The following is an 18182-nucleotide window of genomic DNA, read 5'->3' as shown; positions in this document are numbered from 1 at the left end:
AATGTTTTTAGATTGTATCAAAAAGTGAAAAAATTTATATAAATGCAGTTGCGTTTATTTTTATAACGTGTTACTATTCGTGTATAAACTATTAATTCAATGTATAAACATACATCATTTGGGGGCAATTAACATGGCGAACAAGAAAGTCGTATTAGCATATTCAGGTGGTCTTGATACATCAGTAGCAATTCCGTGGTTAAAAGAACAAGGTTGGGACGTAATCGCAGTATGTCTTGATGTTGGTGAAGGTAAAGACTTGGAATTTATCCGTAATAAAGCACTTAAAGTAGGTGCTGTTGAATCATATATGATCGATGCAAAAGATGAGTTTGCAGAAGACTTTGCATTAATTTCACTACAAGGTCACACTTGGTATGAGCAAAAATATCCATTAGTTTCTGCATTATCTCGTCCATTAATTTCTAAAAAATTAGTAGAAATCGCAAATGAAACAAATGCCGATGCAGTAGCACACGGTTGTACTGGTAAAGGGAATGACCAAGTACGCTTTGAAGTATCAATTAAAGCATTAAATCCGGATCTTGAAGTATTAGCACCTGTACGTGAGTGGGGCTGGAGCCGTGACGAAGAAATCGAATACGCAGCAAAACACGGTGTTCCAATTCCGGCAACACTCGATTCACCATTCTCGATTGACCAAAACCTATGGGGCCGTGCAAATGAAGCGGGTGTCATGGAAGATCCTTGGGTTGCACCACCAGAAGAAGCTTACGGTTTAACAGTTTCATTGGAACAAGCACCGGATACACCGGAATATGTGGAAATCGAATTCGTTGAAGGAAAGCCTGTTTCAATTAACGGAATTCAAATGAAACTAGCAGACTTAATTCAAGAATTGAATAAAATTGCGGGCGAACACGGTATTGGCCGTATCGACCACGTTGAAAACCGTCTAGTTGGTATTAAATCTCGTGAAGTATACGAAATTCCAGGTGCGAAAGTGTTATTAACAGCGCATAAAGAATTAGAAGATATTACATTAGTAAAAGAATTGGCGCATTTCAAACCAATTATTGAACAAAAACTATCTGAAATCATCTATAACGGTCTTTGGTTCAACCCGATCCGTACAGCTCTTGAAGCATTTTTAAAAGAAACGCAAAAGTATGTAAACGGAACAGTTCGTGTAAAACTTTACAAAGGTCATGCGATTGTTGAAGGACGTAAATCTCCAAATTCTCTATACTCTGAAGAATTGGCGACATATTCAAAACATGACCAATTCAACCACGCTTCTGCTGTAGGCTTTATAGAATTATGGGGTATGCCAACAGTTGTAGCATCAGAAGTAGCAAAAAGCACAAAACAAACAGTAAATAAATAATTAGATATACGGTTAATGAAGTGAGCGATTCGGAACCCGAGTCGCTTCTTCTATTATGAGGAACATAAGTTGAGGAGTGAAACTACTATGGCAAAATTATGGGGCGGTCGTTTCCAAAAGTCTGCAGAAAGCTGGGTTGACGAGTTCGGGGCATCGATTGGCTTTGATCAGCAGTTAGTATTGGAAGATATTGAAGGTTCTGTAGCGCATGTCACAATGCTTGGAGCACAAAATATTTTACCAAAAGAAGATGTCGAGAAAATTCTGGATGGTCTGGCAAAATTAAAAGTAAAAGCCGAAGCAGGTGAACTGGAGTTTTCAGTTTCAAATGAAGACATCCATTTAAATCTTGAGAAGATGCTGATTGATCTGATCGGTCCTGTTGGCGGGAAGCTGCATACTGGACGCTCACGTAATGACCAAGTAGCAACAGATATGCACTTATTCTTAAAGAAACGCGTACCTGAAGTGATCGGCTTAATCGAACATTTCCAAAAAACGATTATCGAGCAGGCGGAGCAGAATGTGGATACGATTGCTCCTGGCTACACGCATTTACAGCGTGCGCAGCCGATTAGTTTTGCCCACCATTTAATGGTGTACTTCTGGCAGCTGCAACGTGATAAAGAGCGTTTTACAGAATCGATGAAACGTATTGATATTTTACCTTTAGGTGCCGGAGCGATGGCAGGTACAACATTCCCGATCGACCGTCTGAAATCGGCTGAACTGCTTGGCTTTGCTGAAGTATATGCCAATTCAATGGATGCGGTAAGTGACCGTGATTTTATCGTCGAATTTTTATCGAATTCAGCACTATTAATGACACATTTATCACGTTTTGCGGAAGAAATCATTATTTGGTCGACAGATGAATTTAAATTTATCGAGCTGGATGATGCGTTCTCAACGGGTTCATCCATTATGCCACAAAAGAAAAACCCGGATATGGCAGAGCTGATCCGCGGGAAAACAGGCCGTGCATACGGGAACTTAATGGGGCTGCTAACGGTTTTAAAAGGTACGCCATTAACATATAACAAAGATATGCAGGAAGACAAAGAGGGCATGTTCGATACGATGGAAACCGTATTAGGCTCACTGAAAATCTTCGAAGGTATGGTTCGTACGATGTCGGTCAACAAAGCGCGTCTACACAGTGCTGTACATTCAGACTTTTCAAATGCGACAGAACTTGCGGATTATTTGGCGACAAAAGGAATGCCGTTCCGTGAAGCACATGAAGTAACTGGGAAGCTTGTATTTACATGCATCCAGCAAGGAATCTACCTACTGGATCTGCCATTGGAAGAAATGCAGAAAGAATCTGTGTTAATTGAAGAAGATATTTATGCAGTACTTGCACCGGAAGCTGCTGTCAGCCGACGTAATTCATTGGGCGGTACAGGTTTTGAGCAAGTAGCACTTCAAATTCAAAATGCGAAACAGCTATTAGTTTAACATTGGATGTCCTGTAAAAATTTTTACAGGACATTTTTGTTCCTTTTTTTGGTACTTTTTCTTAGTCAATCTCAACATTAGCAGTATAATAATAGGTAACTTAAAAAGAAAGGTGTCTTTTTATGACGAATACAAAGACTTCACAAACATGGGTGCTTACTTTATTTGCACTGGGCGTATTTATGGCGGCACTCGACAATGGGATTATCAGTGCAGCTCTCACTACGATCAACAGCTCATTCAATGTTGAAGCAAACTGGGGAGCTTGGGGTGTCACGTTGTACACTCTTGGCTTGGCAATCAGTGTCCCGATTGTCGGGAAACTTTCGGACCGCTACGGACGTAAAAAACTGTTTATTGTTGAAATTGCGTTGTTTGGTCTTGGATCACTGCTCGTTGCACTTAGCCCGAACTTTACGTTTTACTTGATTGCCCGCTTTATCCAGGCAATGGGTGGCGGCGGTATTTTTATTATCGGTACTTCATATGTCGTGAGTACACTGCCAGCAGAAAAACAAGGGAAAGCACTAGGATTGCTTGGTGGGATGAACGGGGTTGCCGCAGTGTTAGGTCCGAATATCGGAAGTGTCATTTTGGATCTCACAGGCAGCTGGCATTGGCTGTTTTTAATCAATGTGCCGATCGCAATTTTTCTTGTGATCATGGGTTTTCTCAAACTGGAAGAAACGAAAGACGCAGTACCTGGTAAGCTCGATATGACTGGTACAGTACTGCTTTCCATCGCAATTTTAGGAATTATGTACGGACTGACTAATATTGAGGGCATCAACTTTTTCAGCTCGTTAATCGAACCGACTGTATATCCTTATTTACTAGCTGGAATTATCGTTCTCTTTATCCTTTATTTCTATGAAACTCGTCTTGAGCGTCGTGGAGGAGACCCGATTTTACCGGTAGCGTTAATGCGTCAGCCGACCTATTTACTGACATTGCTCCTAGGTCTTCTATCTGGTGCAATGCTTGCTGCGATGATTTTCATTCCGGCCTTTTCAGAACAAGTATTGGGCATTAAATCCGAACATGCGGGTTACTGGATGACACCACTTGCACTAGCTGCAGGTATTGGGGCAGCGGTTGGCGGTATTCTAGTCGATAAACGTGGCCCGGTATTAGCTGTTCTATTTTCCGGTCTCGTTGCCGCAATAGGCTTTTTCCTGTTCCCGACATGGATTGATGCAAAATGGCAGTTTGTCATTGCTTCCGTAATTGGCGGTGTCGGCATGGGCGTTCTTCTAGGTGCACCACTGAACATTTTGGCAACCGAAAAACTCGAAGCAAATAAAGGGACGGCATTAGCGTCACTCTCATTAATTCGTACAATCGGGATGACGATTGCGCCGACGATTTATGGAGGATTTATTGCGCGCGGTTTCAGCGAAATCCCATCACTGTTTAAAAACGATTTCCAAGGAATTTTACAGCAAAATGTACAACAGGCAAATTTATCGGAACAGGCAACTGCAGAACTTGCTCAAGTGGGTAGTCAGTTTGCTGCGGGCGGTCAGTTTTCCGAGGAACAAATGATGATGGTCGTTCAAAATATCCAGGATCCGACGTTAAAAGAAGTCATTTTGAATTCTGTTAATGAAGTAACGGTCATGGCAGCGCAAAACGGCTATGGCGGACTGTTTTACTCGGCAGTCATAATTGCCATTTGTATTTTTGCAGTAGGACTGATTTTAAAACCGATTCGAAAAAAATCATTGGAAATATAAAAAAGTGTTTTAGGTTGAACGATTTGGGGTAATTTATCATTAGACTCATGCAAAGCTTGTGTGGGTGTGAAGTCTCTCCCCCAATAGTAGACTTACAAAAAGTGTCCTTTTGCGCATAAAAGGGCATTTTTTGTTGTCTAAAAGCGGTGCATTTATTTTCCGGTAGGCTCAAATTAGAATAATCATAATGTTTTGCGTTATAATTAGCAGCAACAGCATGAAACTTTTCATGAAAATTTACGTAAATACTAGTAATACATAGAATGGGGGAATCGTACATGGCTGAAAATCCATTATTTGAAGATTTAAATAAACGTGCTGAGCAAGAGCCGGCACCAACAACTGATATGATCGAACAACCACAAAAACAACTCGTTTCGCACCAGGAGCTTTCTCAAATCCGCCAACGTCAGGAACAGTTAAAACAACAGCCGCAAGTTCAGCAGCTTGCAGAAAAAATTGACGTAAAAAATCAAATCGCCGTTCTCGAATTCGGTAAAGAAACCGCTCAGGGTATTTCAACATTTTCAGACCGTATGCTCGCAACAATTAAACAGAGCAACCTGGAAAAGTCGACAACATTACTCAACAATCTAAATAAAATTATGGACCGTTTTGATCCTCAAGATTTCCAGGAAGAGCAGAAAAAAGGCTTCCTGAAAAAACTGTTTTCAAAAAGCAAAGAGCAGTTGGAGCGCATTTTATCCAAATACGATACGATGAATAAAGAAGTCGATGTCGTTTATAACGAAATTCAGAAGTACGAAGTGGAGATGAAACGAAATACCGTACAGCTGGAACAAATGTATGATGAGAACTTAAACTATTTTCATACGTTAAGCGAACACATTGCGGCAATCGATATTAAAGTAAACGATTTGCGTCAGCAATTGCCAGCATTATCGGCAAAAGCGGATTCCGGTGACCATGAAGCGATCATGGAGCTTGAAACGGTTACACGCGGAATCGAGTTACTGGAGCAACGAGGCTACGATCTTGAAATGGCTCAGCAAGTATCATTCCAGTCGGCACCGCAAATTCGTTTAATGCAGCAAGGCAACAACCATTTAATCGGGAAAATTAACTCCGCATTCGTGACGACAATTCCGATTTTCAAACAAGGTCTGATCCATGCCGTAACAATGCAGCGACAAAAGCTTGTTTCCGATTCAATGGCTGAACTGGACCGTCGAACAAATGAAATGCTTGTACGAAACGCGGAAAATGTGCGACAAAATTCGGTGAACATTGCGCGTCAGGCAGGCAGTCCGAGCATCAAAGTCGAAACGATCGAAACAACGTGGAAAACGATAATTTCCGGTATTGAAGAAACAAAACAAATTCAGGCAGAAACAGTGCGCAATCGTGAAGAAGGACGTAAGCGTATCGAACAATTGCAGCTTGAGTATGAGAAATTAAAAAGTATGTAATAAAATAATGTAGGCATCGAGTATCCTTTGCTCGATGCCTTTTATCATCTTTTGGAACACTGACTTGTTTTTTGAAGATGTCAATCTTTTATTATATTCAATAATAGGAGGGCTGGGGGCAGCCATCTAATGTGGTATACACCTATTATTCGATAAATATATATTCAATAATACGGATTAACATACAATTTAAAAGCTTGTTATATTAAGCATATAAGCCGTCTAAAATTTCTTTCTGATGATTAATTAGGGGTGAATTTGGTGAAATTGGGTAAATAACAATAAAAGAAGATTTACACAAGTATTGCCAAGAGGGAAAGGAAGACAACGATGGAAAAGAACTTAATGAAAATCGACGAATTTCTTAAAATGCCGAAAAGTGTTATACGCAGAGCAAATGAACGGGACGTATTGAGTATAAAGAATGAATTGCTTATTTTAATGAATGAAAAAAGCGATTTGTATGATAAAGCGCATATTCGAAAATTAATTAATGAAATCCAGTTTTTAAATGTGTTTGTTGTAAAGGATGATTTTGATAAAACCGTATTTTCCTACGAACCTCCAAAGTACGCATCACCCCGTGTAACGATTAAAGAAAGTGGCTGGATTGAGCTAATCAAATAATAAGTACTATTTTCCCAACAATGGAGTCATGATAAAATTTTATTATGAATAGAACGTTGGAAGAAGGTAGTATTTGTGGAACGTCTGAAAGGCATAGCGATGATTATAGTAGGCTCGATGTTTTGGGGGGCTACCGGTCCGATGATGGAATGGCTCCTGCAAAAAACAGCCATGACCGCTGAGTTTATGCTTGCTGTAAGGTTAATGATTGCAGGCATCTTAATACTTGGCATTGCAGCTATGCAGAAGAAATCGATATTCTCGATTTGGAAAAACCGGAACTATTCGGTACAATTGCTTATTTTCAGTGTGATCGGAATGGTAGGTTTACAATTTACGTTTGTAAAATCGATTGAAGTGAGCAATGCGATTATTGCAACACTGTTGCAGTTTTTGGCGCCAATCTTCATCGTCATCTATACATCGGTCATTGGGAAGGTTCTTCCACCACGCAGTCAACTGATCGGTATTTTCGGTACGCTCTTCGGGTTGTTTCTATTGCTGACAAATGGCTCTGTTTCAGGGTTGCTTGTGAGCAATGAAGCGCTTGTTTGGGGACTGCTGTTAGGATTTACGTATGCATTTTATACATTGTATCCTGCTCGGCTAATGGCTGAAGTAGGGGTCATCATCATTATTGGCTGGGGTATGATCATAGGCGGGCTTATGTTCTCTGTAGCGGGTCAGCTTTGGAAAACAGAGCAATGGCTGTTGCTGCTGGATCCGGTAAATGTATTTCTAATTATTGCTACGGGTATTTTTGGATCCTTCGCCTATATTTTATTTTTAACAAGCCTGAAATACATATCTCCAGTTGAAACGAGTATTTTATCAAGTTTCGAACCATTGACGGCAATGGTAATTTCCGTTGTCTGGCTCGGTGCAACTTTGTATAGCTGGCAATATGTCGGTATTTTATTAATGCTCGTTTTTGTTGTCTATTTATCAATTGCCGGGAGCAAAAAAGCAAAACTTCGAATGTCTAAGTGAATGTCACTTAGGCATTTTTGGGTATAGAAAACGAAGGAGGCGTTGTTATGGAAGCATTCGATTTTTTTACATTGCATGAAAAGGATATTAAAGACGATATTAAACGCTTAGTATTAGCTGATTCCCCATCACAGAATAAAGAGTTGCTTGATCTGTGCAAAGATGTGATCCAATCGATGTTTTATGACTATTTTCATGTGAAAGCTACGGAATACGCGATGGAGCATAACGGCAATCATCTCCGTTTTGAAATGGGCGAAGGGACCGAACAGATATTAATGATTGGTCATTATGATACCGTTTGGGATCGGGGAGCTTTGCCATACCGGGAAGAAGAAGATAAAATTTTTGGTCCTGGTATTCTGGATATGAAATCAGGTCTCGTCAGTGCTATTTGGTTTTTTAAATATGTTCAAAAAATGAATCTGCCTTTGAAGCGGCGGGTTGTTTTTTTCCTGAACAGCGATGAAGAAATTGGAAGCCCTACATCCAGAGCGCTAATCGAAGAAGAAGCAAAAAAGTCGGTGGCGGCTTTTATATTGGAGCCTGCTGTTACTGTTTCGGGTGAACTGAAAATTGCGCGGAAAGGGACATCCAGGTATTTGCTGAATATTCGAGGACTAGCATCGCATGCTGGCAATAATCCGCGGGATGGTGTCAGTGCAATTACGGAAGCAGCAAGGCAAATCCTGAATATTGATGCACTGAACGATTACGAAAAAGGGACAACGCTGAATGTCGGTATGATCCAGGGCGGCGGTAAACTGAATGTCGTACCTGATGAAGCACACGTAGGAGTCGATGTCCGATCGGTTACTCGCACAGAGCAGGAACGGATCGACGATTATTTCGAAGAGCTTAAGCCATATGATCAACGTACGAAAATTGAAATTGATGGCGGGATTAACAGGCCGCCGATGGAACGTGATGAAGACAGTGAAGAACTGTTCGAAATTGCGCAGGAAGAAGCGGAGGAGCTTGGTTTTGATGTGGAAGAAGCATCAGTCGGCGGTGCAAGTGACGGCAATTTCACGTCGTTATACACGCCGACATTGGATGGCCTTGGACTTGTAGGGGACGGTATTCACGCAGAACATGAGCATATTGTAAAAGAGCATATCATTGAACGTTTCGCGCTTTTGACGAATACATTGCTGGAAGTTGTGAATGAGATTGAGATGGAGGGAAATCGGGATGACGGCTGAAACACTGGCTCACTTGATGAAACAATCGAACCGTACAGTAGTGCTGACTGGTGCGGGAATGTCGACCGAATCGGGCATACCGGATTTTCGCTCGTCAACAGGCTTATGGCGAAATATCAATCCGCGTATTGTTGCTTCGACAGAAAGTCTGCAAAAGAACTATGAACAGTTCCGCGAGTTTTACCAGACACGAATGAATGCATTGGACAACTGCAAACCCCATGAAGGACATCTTATTTTAACTGACTTTGAAAAGCGCGGACTTATTTCGCTTATTGCGACCCAAAATGTCGACCAGCTTCATCAGCAGGCCGGAAGTAAAAATGTAGCGGAACTGCATGGAAATATTGTAACAATCCGCTGCCAAAAATGCGGCAAGCCACATGCAAAAGAGCAATTTCTGAATAACACCATTTGTACTTATTGTACGGGAAAATTACGGCCGAATGTGGTGCTTTTTGGAGAAGCATTGCCATCCGAGGCATGGGACCGTACGTTACATGAAATACACCTGGCAGATCTTGTCATTGTAATCGGCACAAGTTTGGAAGTCTACCCTGTCAACCAGTTGCCGAGCATGTCGAAAGGAAAGCTCGTCTACATCAACCGGGAGCAAGCGTCGACCAGTGTACACTATTCGTTTGATTTAGTCTTGGAAGGATCGGCAGGAGAAATTTTGGCGGATGTTTATCAAGAGTTGGGGGATTTCGAAAAGTAATAACAAAGCCTGTAATGATACTACTATAGGCTAAATAGTATAATAAAATTAAACCAGACCTTATATTTAGAGGATTTGAGTTTGATTATATATAATCAAACATTTATTTGTATATAAAAATACATCCATTAAAGAGATAATGGATGTATTTTTTATTGTGGTATTTTAATAAAAATTGATGAAAAACCTGTATGGAATGCATTTTTCTTATTCCACAATCAGGCCAGATTGTGATGAAGAATACGCAGATCCCTTGTTATAATTTACTTATATGATTAAGGAGGGAATAGAAATGGGCATAAAATTAGCAACGGAAAATTTGGATCTACCCTTTTTTAAATTTTATATGATGTTTAATTATTATATATGTTTTATTCGTAGATGAATATCCTCCTAAATATGCCTTGGTTTAAGTTTATCTAAATTTAAAAATGTCTAGAAAAGAAACACCAGAACAGGAAAGAGTGCGTTTATATCGAGAAGAACAAAAGAGGAATCCAGCTGGAAATTTCAAAGCTAATCTAAATCGCACACAAGCAGGTATACCTAATACTTCTGGAATGAGTATCAAAGAAATCGGAGTATTAATTATAATCATACTTGTAATTTTTATTGTATATAGTATATATAAGTCATTATAATTCCCATTTGAAAGTACGGGGACACTGAATAACTATCTTCAACAATCTGGCGCGATTCTTCAATAAGAAGGTCGCGTTTTTCCGTTATAGGGCCATTTAATTGAATAACTTCTTTAAAAAAATCGGGAGGCCTATGTTAAAATTTGGGTTAGATGTGAAGCAATGTACTTAAACTAACGGGCAGGTTAGTTAATGAAGGAACATTAATTTTCTCAGAGAATTATATGAACTGAAAGAGAGGAGAAAAAAAGATGAAGAGAAAAAATTTATTGATATCCCCCTTACCAGATTTCGAACCAGAGATTGGTCGATGGATATGGTGTTTAGAAGACATTCGGCGAACTATTTTAGAAAGAATATCAGGGGAAAGTCAGCCTTTTCTTGATACAAAACTTAATGAAGGGCATTCAATAGGATCATTGTTATATCACATCGCATTAATTGAGGCGGACTGGTTATATGAAGAAGTTCTTGACGGTGAATGGAACCCAATGATCCGTTCTTTATTTCCTCAAGAAGACCGTAATGATGATAAAACTTTGACATATATTGTGGGACAAGACTTAGATGAACACTTACATCGACTAAAATCTGTGCGTGATGAATTGCTTTTCCATTTTCGTTCTATGGACTTAAAGGACTGGCGTAAACCAAGGTTACTTAATCACTACGATGTAACACCTGAGTGGGTTATCTACCATCTCATTGAACACGAATCTCATCATAGGGGACAGATTTTCCTTATACTTGAAAATTTAAAGAAATAAATAAAAACCAATTTAAGAGGGTTAGCATAGGTTAGCATAAATAATCACAAAATTGGATTCGAAAATCTAATACCAGGAGGACGTGTAATAGTTGATTTGGAATTACCAAGTAATTGGCGGACAGGACAAATTACTACTGCAACCTTTCCTCTTTCTAACGAAGAAGGCATTTCATTAGAAAGCAAATTAATTGAAATCAACTGGGTCGACCAATATACCTTATCTTATTTAAAATACGAGAAATGGAGAAAGGTAAGCTGGTAGACACAGAATTACAGAAGTTTGCAATGAGATGGTACGTAATCGAAGAATTCAAACTTATATTAGAAAGCGTTGGTTTTTCTGATATTACATGTTCTGCCGATTATACTTTCAAAAAGCAACCATTAAAAGATAACCAGCTATTTCATTTGAGGCTGTACGAAAATATTATAATCGCATATTTATGAAACGGGATGTTTGCAAAAGAACTGAGCGTTATTTTTCGCTCAGTTCTTTAGTTAAATAACGATCTTCAACAATTGGGCACTTTAATGAAGCACGCATTTAGTATTGTTAAGTTGGAGCCTTTAAGTAGATATACATGCCAGACAAAGGCCTTCTACACCCGGGTATGGTGTGTCAATTTGTGAGTAAAATACATAGTCTTTATGGCAAATCTTTAAGTGCTTCATAGTTTTCTAGTTCTATTGTATCAAAAAAACTGCGAACTAATTCTTTATTAGCTTCTACTGACATGCTTCCAAACGAACTTTCAATTAAATTTTAAGATGCGTCAATTATCTTAAAATGAATAAGATTCTCCATCATCTGGTACTAATACATTAGAAATTCCTTTTTCATTAATAAAGCTTTTTAATTCTTCTCTTGATAACCCCCAATGGTTTACAGCTTCCATATGAACAGCAACAATTTTTGCGTTTGGAGCAGCCTTTACTACCTCATAGACGTCATCTTTGCCCATTACCAGAGAACCACCTACAAGGAATTGGTTGTCCCCTGCATTGAGTACAATAATATCTGGATTATGCATATCGATTACTTCTTGCACAGCTTCATACCAAACTGTATCTCCAGCAACATATAATGTTTTCTCATCTGCATGTTTAAAAATAACACCACATGTATGACCCGCATGCTGTAAGATTTCACCTCTACCGTGTTCTCCTTTTGTTTTAATTAAGTGGATTCCTTCAAAAACAGTATCCTCTTGCAAAATCTCTACATTTCGGAAACCGGCGTTTTTAATTTCTGTTGCATCTTCAGCATTTTGAGCAAAAACTTTAATATCTTTGGGCAATGCTTCTATTGCAGCCTCATCCCAGTGGTCTAAATGCATGTGAGTAACAATAACAGCATTAACATTAGAGATAATATTCTCAATGGACGTTGGCAAGCTTACTAAAGGATTTTTTTGATCTTGTCTTGGTGCAGGTGGTAAACCTACATCCGAACCAAAGGCTGGAAGAGTTCCTTTTTCTGCAAACATTGGATCGACTAAAAATTTTTTTCCTGCGTATTCAACAACGATTGTTGCATTACGAATTTGATGTATATTCATGATATTAGCTCCTTTTTTTTGAAAATTTCTTGGAACAATGTATAGTCTATACTATGCCCCGTTGGCGGATACATAGATTAAATAAAGTATTTTGACCTTTTTACTTTATTAATGAAAGGAATTAAATAAATGTTGGATTATACGGACAAGAAGATCTTAGATGAATTATCAAGAAACAGTCGAATAACAATGAAAGAATTGGGAGAAAAAGTCCATTTGACCGGACCGGCCACTTCGGCAAGAGTGGCAAAATTAGAGGATAGCGGAGTTATTGAAGGGTATACGATTAAAGTAAACCGAGTTAAATTAGGTTGTTATATACATGCTTTTATTACCATTATTACAGAAAGTATTTTTCATCAACCTTATTTGTCATTCATTAAAACGCAAGATGAATATTTAATAAATAATTATAAAATCAGTGGAGATGGTTGTTATATTCTTGAATGTAGATTTCCTTCCAACGAGTTAATGAATCAATTTCTAGAGGAACTAAATAAGCATGCTAACTATAAATTATCGATTGTTATTAGTAAATAGTGTATCGATAGCAATGGGACTTTGAGGAAAGGTAGGCAAACTAAACTGTTGGGCTAATTCAAGAAAAATGATGCTTTTGTTAGTTATTCCATTAAAGGGCGCGATTCTTCAATAAGAAGATCGCGTTTTTCCGTTATAGGGCCAGATTGTGAGTAAGAAAATATCCTAATTAATAATGATAAGAGCTTTTCTATACAAGCTTTTTAAATTAAAAACTGTTTGAACAATAGTCTTCACAAAAAGTCACGAACATTATTTACTTTTGTTTTGTATACGCTATAAATCACAATCGGGCGCTTTTCCTGTATTTGAAACATATAAACGTTGTAACTAAAAAAGGTGTATCACATAAGTGATAACACCTTTTGATAAACTCAATCCCAAACTCGAATTCTTGGAACATTTGCCTTTCTTAAGTAATCCAGCAATTGTCCAGTATGAACTGATTCATGATAGGCTATTCTTAACAACATGTCGCCTAAACTTCTTATGTAACCTGATTCGGAACGATCAATTTTAATGTTTATAAGGTCTACTTCTGAAAATGACTTGATAGTTTCTAAGAATTGATTTCTATATGGTTCAGCAAAATTTAATTCAGCGTTTACAGTAGTAAAAGGTTGTTGTTCGAAAGGAGAATCGAATACTTCAAGACTTCCACGATTTTGAATAGCTAGGTGGTAATAATATTCACTTTCTAGAACATGCCTAATCATCTCTATACAAGTCATTGCTTCATCGTCGGGTTTCCAATGTAATTTCTCTTGAGGAATAGAATTCCAAAGCTTAATACTTCTTCTTCGTACTTCATTGAAATTTAAAAGAATAAGTTCAACTGATTTCATAATTCACCCTCCATTTATTGATTTATCTTTAATATACAGGAATGGATGTTCGTAGTGAACAATTATTTTATCACATTTGCAAGTCATCAGAAATTATTCGTGTTATTCCACAATCGGGCGAGATTCTTCAATAAGAAGATCGCGTTTTTTCGATATAGGGCCATTTTCTTGAATAACTTTTAATAAGAATAAATTGGATATTTATGTTAAAATTTAATTAGGTTTGTGAAGTAATGTACTTAAACTATCGCGCAGGATTATATAACAAGTCAGTAAAAAAGGAGAGTTATAATGCGATACATTATAAGGTTTGCAAATGAAAACGACTTGTCTGGTTTATGTAGTATTAGAAATAATCGAGCTTTATTTATTCATTATTTAAAGAAATTTATGAATAAAGAAATTTATTTGCTAATTGCTGAACAAAATTCACTTATATTAGGTTTTGGATTGCTTAAGATTAAAGGTACATTACATCCCAAATTAAGCGACCTTTATGTAAAAGAGGATTATCGGGGAAATGGTATCGGTTCAGATTTAATAAGATACAGGGAAAATATCGCAAGGAATTTAGGTTATACGGAGATATACGTGAGTGTTGATCCGATAGAGAATCCTAAGATGGTTAAGTTAATTAAAAAGCACAGTTATGAAACTATATCAGAACCATATATAAAGAAAGCAATTTTTTATGATAGTGATGGATCTTCTTATGATAAAACTTACCAGAGAATAGATTTAAAGAAGGTATTGAACTAACGGTAGGCTGTTGTACTCTAATATGAAAAATTACCAAACGAAGCTTTGGGGCATTTTGAAGGGTTAACATTATAAACTGTTGAAATATTATTTTATGAATGGAGAAGGGAGGTACGAGCAATGCAAAAATCCATATGGTATTTTATTTTTGGTTTAATTTTAGTTTTGGTAAGCACGCCGTTAGCATATAGTGCTGTTGGAATTATTTATGCAGAGAGAAACTTAACAGGAGAGTATGTACCAATTTTAAATGGTTTCATCCATTCGTTTATGCTAATAGGGACTTTGATATTTAGTGTAGGCTTAATAAAATTAATTAAAATATCAAAAGCTTAAAATGTTTATACATACAATAAAATATAAATAATCGTTCCCAAATTAAAGGCCGATTGAGATTGATTTTGTTATTGCAGTTAAATAGGAGGGATTAACAACATGATTTCTTTAAAAGATGTGAAAGATGGCAGAGAACGAATTAGTGATATAGCGTATGTAACACCAATTTTACAATCAAGGCAACTTTCTGAAATATGCGGGAATCAAATGTTTTTAAAATCAGAGCATTTACAAAAAACAGGTTCATTTAAAATACGAGGAGCAAGTAATAAAATTATTCATGCGATTGAAAATGGTGCGAAGTTTGTAACAGCAGCATCATCAGGTAATCACGGTCAAGCCGTTGCTTATGTTGCAAAAAAATACGGAGTCCCGGCAACCATTGTAGTGCCTGAAAACGTTAGTAAGTGTAAGGTTAACGCAATCCAAACTTATGGTGGTAAGGTGGAAATGTGCGGGACTACTTCCGGAGAACGTATACCAAGAGCACAGGCGATTGCAAATCAAGAAAACGGCGTATACATTCCACCTTATGACGACCCATTGATTATGGCAGGGCAAGGAACTATTGGATTGGAAATTTTGGAACAGGTGGATAATGTTGATGTAATCATTGTCCCGATTGGTGGTGGTGGACTTATATCGGGAATCCTAACAGCCATTAAAGAAACTAACCCGAAAATAAAAGTAATTGGGGTAGAACCTGAGCTTGCTAATGATACATACCTATCATTACAAAGTAAAAAAATCACCACAATTCCTGTTAGTCAGACCATTGCGGACGGATTAAGAACTAACCAGCCGGGTGACCTAACCTTCCCTGTACTTATGAAATATCTAGACGATATTGTGCTTGTAAGTGAAGATGAAATTCGTCAGTCCTTTAGTTACGTCATGGAACGTACGAAACAACTAATAGAAACATCGGCAGCCGTAACGATCGCAGCAGCTATGTTCAATAAACTAAACATTCAAGGTAAAAACATCGCAACTGTTATCTCTGGCGGAAATGTGGACCTAGACAAAGTCCATCAATTCATTGTAAATAGTGAGAAATGACTCCGTAAGACTAGACTTAATTATCTTTAAGGGGTCACTACCTTCTTCAATAAGAAGATCGCGTTTTCCGTTATAGGGCCATATTGTGGAGTAATGTATTTAAAATTTCGATGAAATATAGGTAAGATTGTTAGAGATTGTTAGCAAGGCAATTAAATTAACAGGAGAATATTGAAAAAAAAATAGTATTATTGAAGTATGCATTAAAAGTATTTGGAGGGACTAGGATGGAATTTCCACAATGGCTGCAAGGCGGCCCTTTCCTTGAAGTTAGTTTCTTATTGGACATTAAAGAAAATAAAAGGAAAACAATCCAGAATATTATAGAGTTGCTTTCAAAGATCAGATACACAATTGAAACTGTTGACAAGAACATTGAAGAAATTATTGATTTTTTTGATAGAGGCTATCCTTATGACGAAGAAGACCCACAAACAGATTACATACATTCTTTAAATTTAAGGTTATATGTCTATTTAAGAAGGAAACGAAAAGCAACATTACAAATAGAAAAGGTCTCTTCAAATTCCATAAAGGTTAATTTTTTGTTTGATGGTTCTATTTTTGAGGCTTCAGAATGGGAACAAATTGGGATAAAAAATGATGAAATTAATGATTTTACAAATTTCCTGATAGAATTGTATTCTGTTTATGATTTCATAATTGGTGGATGTGCAATCGAAAAAGATGTTCTTGAATTATTTGAGTGTGGAGAAACTTACCCTAACGAATGTTATTGTTTCGAGAATGTGTCTCCAGATTATTTTCTTAAAGAATCATCTCATTTCATAAATATTATTTGGAATGAAAAATATAAAGAATTAAGTTATGTTCCTTATAATAATAAAAGGATTGTTAGGGAGGGAATTATTATTGAAATTTCGGAGGAGTAATAAAGGATTAACTCTAGCCATTTATTAAAAGCGTTACTCCACATAGGAATAACGCTTTATTTTATTGAATTTATGCTATTAGATATCCATGTTAGTTTTAAAGAAACGTATGATGAATATCAAAATAACTATTAAGAAGGTGTTCATACAATGATAAATTTCATCGGAATTACGAGTGAGAATAATTTGGAAACAGAAAATTCTATAGGAAATATAGATTTTTCTATTTATAAATGGTTTTGGGTGGATTTTAATCAACCTACTGAAGAAGAAATTAAGCATTTAGATCATACTTTTAATTTTCATCCCCTTGCTATTGAGGACTGTATACACAGACTCCAACGGCCTAAATTAGATTATTTCAATGATCATAATTTTTTTGTTACACATATAGTTCGGGAAGAAGGAAAAGAAATTATAAAAGAAGAATTAAATTTTTTTGTTGGAGAAAAATACATTGTTACATTTCATCTGACACCATCAATAGAAGTAGATGAGGTTTGGAAAAGGGTGTTGCAAAAAAATATTGAAAAATGGGACCCTTTTTATGTGTTTTATCGAACTTTGGACAAGATAGTAGATAATTATTTCCCAATAATATATAAGATTGAAGAGGATTTAGACATAATTGAAGGTAACATAAATCATAAATCAATGAACCTCCTACTGGCTGAACTATTCGATACTAGACACAAGTTATTAAATTTAATGCATACAGTTAATCCAATGCGTGATTTACTTTACCGTATGCTAAATTCTCATCATTTAGACAGGGTAAATCAAAGAAGGGAATACTTTTCTGATATTTATGATCACCTTCTAAAACTATCAGATACAATTATGACTGATAGAGAATTAACAGCTGATATAAGAGACAGCTATCTCTCATTGAATTCACATCAAACAAATAATGTAATGAAAGTTCTGACAATTATAACTTCTATTTTTGCTCCTTTAACATTTATTGCAGGGATATATGGGATGAATTTTGAAAATATGCCTGAACTAACGTGGAGTTACGGTTATTTTCTTACGCTTGGAATTATGGGGATACTGGGAGTATCCATGTTTATCTGGTTTAAGAGAAAAGGCTGGTTTAAATAATAAATAGGTTGCTTAGGTGACTTTATATGGCCTTCTAAGAATCTTCTGTAAGTGCACTTTCCTAAAAAAAGAAAGTGATTTTCCATTAAAGGGCCTGAAGACAAAGAGAATGTTGTAATTGTACACCTTTAATCCTCATTGACCCAAACACCAAAGTAGTTA

18 protein-coding genes and 2 pseudogenes are annotated in these 18182 nt (G+C 37.0%); 18 read left to right on the top strand and 2 right to left on the bottom strand.

What is annotated here, in order from left to right; translation table 11 throughout:
- Positions 1-133 precede the first annotated feature (133 nt).
- The 12 genes and pseudogenes from CBM15_RS11120 to CBM15_RS19545 form a co-directional block, all read left to right on the top strand.
- Complete coding sequence (locus CBM15_RS11120; protein ID WP_087617563.1) at positions 134-1348, top strand: argininosuccinate synthase; 1215 nt, start codon at positions 134-136, stop codon at positions 1346-1348.
- Positions 1349-1435: 87 nt separating this feature from the next.
- Positions 1436-2809: an argininosuccinate lyase gene (argH, locus tag CBM15_RS11115; RefSeq protein WP_087617562.1), complete on the top strand. Its 1374-nt coding sequence runs from the start codon at positions 1436-1438 to the stop codon at positions 2807-2809.
- Positions 2810-2931: 122 nt separating this feature from the next.
- On the top strand, positions 2932-4545 hold the full coding sequence (locus CBM15_RS11110; protein WP_087617561.1) for an MFS transporter: 1614 nt from the start codon (positions 2932-2934) through the stop codon (positions 4543-4545).
- Between the two features lie 278 nt (positions 4546-4823).
- A complete protein-coding gene (locus tag CBM15_RS11105) occupies positions 4824-5975 on the top strand; it encodes a toxic anion resistance protein (protein WP_087617560.1) in 1152 nt (383 codons plus the stop codon).
- 330 nt (positions 5976-6305) lie between these two features.
- Positions 6306-6602, top strand: coding sequence for a hypothetical protein (locus CBM15_RS11100; RefSeq protein WP_008407820.1), 297 nt, complete (start codon positions 6306-6308; stop codon positions 6600-6602).
- 7 nt (positions 6603-6609) lie between these two features.
- Positions 6610-6654 (top strand): annotated as a pseudogene (locus CBM15_RS19700) (hypothetical protein); the annotation flags it as partial.
- A 23-nt stretch (positions 6655-6677) separates the two neighbouring features.
- On the top strand, positions 6678-7592 hold the full coding sequence (locus CBM15_RS11095; protein WP_087617559.1) for a DMT family transporter: 915 nt from the start codon (positions 6678-6680) through the stop codon (positions 7590-7592).
- 47 nt (positions 7593-7639) lie between these two features.
- Complete coding sequence (locus tag CBM15_RS11090; RefSeq protein WP_087617558.1) at positions 7640-8797, top strand: M20 family metallopeptidase; 1158 nt, start codon at positions 7640-7642, stop codon at positions 8795-8797.
- Positions 8787-9515, top strand: a complete 729-nt coding sequence (locus tag CBM15_RS11085) for an NAD-dependent deacylase (protein ID WP_087617557.1) — start codon at positions 8787-8789, stop codon at positions 9513-9515. The genes CBM15_RS11090 and CBM15_RS11085 overlap by 11 nt, the downstream gene beginning before the upstream one ends.
- A gap of 431 nt (positions 9516-9946) precedes the next feature.
- Complete coding sequence (locus tag CBM15_RS19550; RefSeq protein WP_087617556.1) at positions 9947-10156, top strand: DUF6366 family protein; 210 nt, start codon at positions 9947-9949, stop codon at positions 10154-10156.
- Between the two features lie 251 nt (positions 10157-10407).
- Positions 10408-10923 (top strand): DinB family protein, encoded by a 516-nt coding sequence (locus CBM15_RS11075; protein WP_087617555.1) that lies wholly within the window; start codon positions 10408-10410, stop codon positions 10921-10923.
- A gap of 33 nt (positions 10924-10956) precedes the next feature.
- Positions 10957-11350: pseudogene (locus CBM15_RS19545) on the top strand (class I SAM-dependent methyltransferase); the annotation flags it as partial.
- A gap of 357 nt (positions 11351-11707) precedes the next feature.
- On the opposite strand, the gene CBM15_RS11060 reads toward CBM15_RS19545, so the two are convergent.
- A complete protein-coding gene (locus CBM15_RS11060) occupies positions 11708-12484 on the bottom strand; it encodes an MBL fold metallo-hydrolase (protein ID WP_087617554.1) in 777 nt (258 codons plus the stop codon).
- Between the two features lie 129 nt (positions 12485-12613).
- Here CBM15_RS11060 and CBM15_RS11055 point away from each other — a divergent pair, with 129 nt between their 5' ends.
- On the top strand, positions 12614-13024 hold the full coding sequence (locus CBM15_RS11055; RefSeq protein WP_087617553.1) for an Lrp/AsnC family transcriptional regulator: 411 nt from the start codon (positions 12614-12616) through the stop codon (positions 13022-13024).
- A 374-nt stretch (positions 13025-13398) separates the two neighbouring features.
- Here CBM15_RS11055 and CBM15_RS11050 read toward each other — a convergent pair whose 3' ends face one another.
- On the bottom strand, positions 13399-13869 hold the full coding sequence (locus CBM15_RS11050) for a DinB family protein (protein ID WP_087617552.1): 471 nt from the start codon (positions 13867-13869) through the stop codon (positions 13399-13401).
- A gap of 291 nt (positions 13870-14160) precedes the next feature.
- On the opposite strand from CBM15_RS11050, the gene CBM15_RS11045 reads away from it, so the two are divergent.
- The 5 genes from CBM15_RS11045 (at position 14161) to corA (ending at position 18020) form a co-directional block, all read left to right on the top strand.
- A complete protein-coding gene (locus CBM15_RS11045) occupies positions 14161-14628 on the top strand; it encodes a GNAT family N-acetyltransferase (protein WP_087617551.1) in 468 nt (155 codons plus the stop codon).
- A 120-nt stretch (positions 14629-14748) separates the two neighbouring features.
- Positions 14749-14964, top strand: a complete 216-nt coding sequence (locus tag CBM15_RS11040) for a hypothetical protein (RefSeq protein ID WP_008408990.1) — start codon at positions 14749-14751, stop codon at positions 14962-14964.
- 99 nt (positions 14965-15063) lie between these two features.
- The gene (locus tag CBM15_RS11035) at positions 15064-16023 is read left to right on the top strand and encodes a threonine ammonia-lyase (protein WP_087617550.1); all 960 of its coding nucleotides are present in this window, start codon (positions 15064-15066) and stop codon (positions 16021-16023) included.
- 227 nt (positions 16024-16250) lie between these two features.
- Entirely contained in the window at positions 16251-16916 is a 666-nt protein-coding gene (locus CBM15_RS11030) for a hypothetical protein (protein WP_087617549.1), read from the top strand.
- Positions 16917-17066: 150 nt separating this feature from the next.
- Positions 17067-18020, top strand: a complete 954-nt coding sequence (corA, locus tag CBM15_RS11025) for a magnesium/cobalt transporter CorA (RefSeq protein ID WP_087617548.1) — start codon at positions 17067-17069, stop codon at positions 18018-18020.
- Positions 18021-18182 lie beyond the last annotated feature (162 nt).

Source organism: Solibacillus kalamii (assembly GCF_002174535.1).
Classification (GTDB): domain Bacteria; phylum Bacillota; class Bacilli; order Bacillales_A; family Planococcaceae; genus Solibacillus; species Solibacillus silvestris.
Note: the sequence above shows the minus strand (reverse complement) of the source record. Positions and strands in the feature narration are given on the sequence as shown.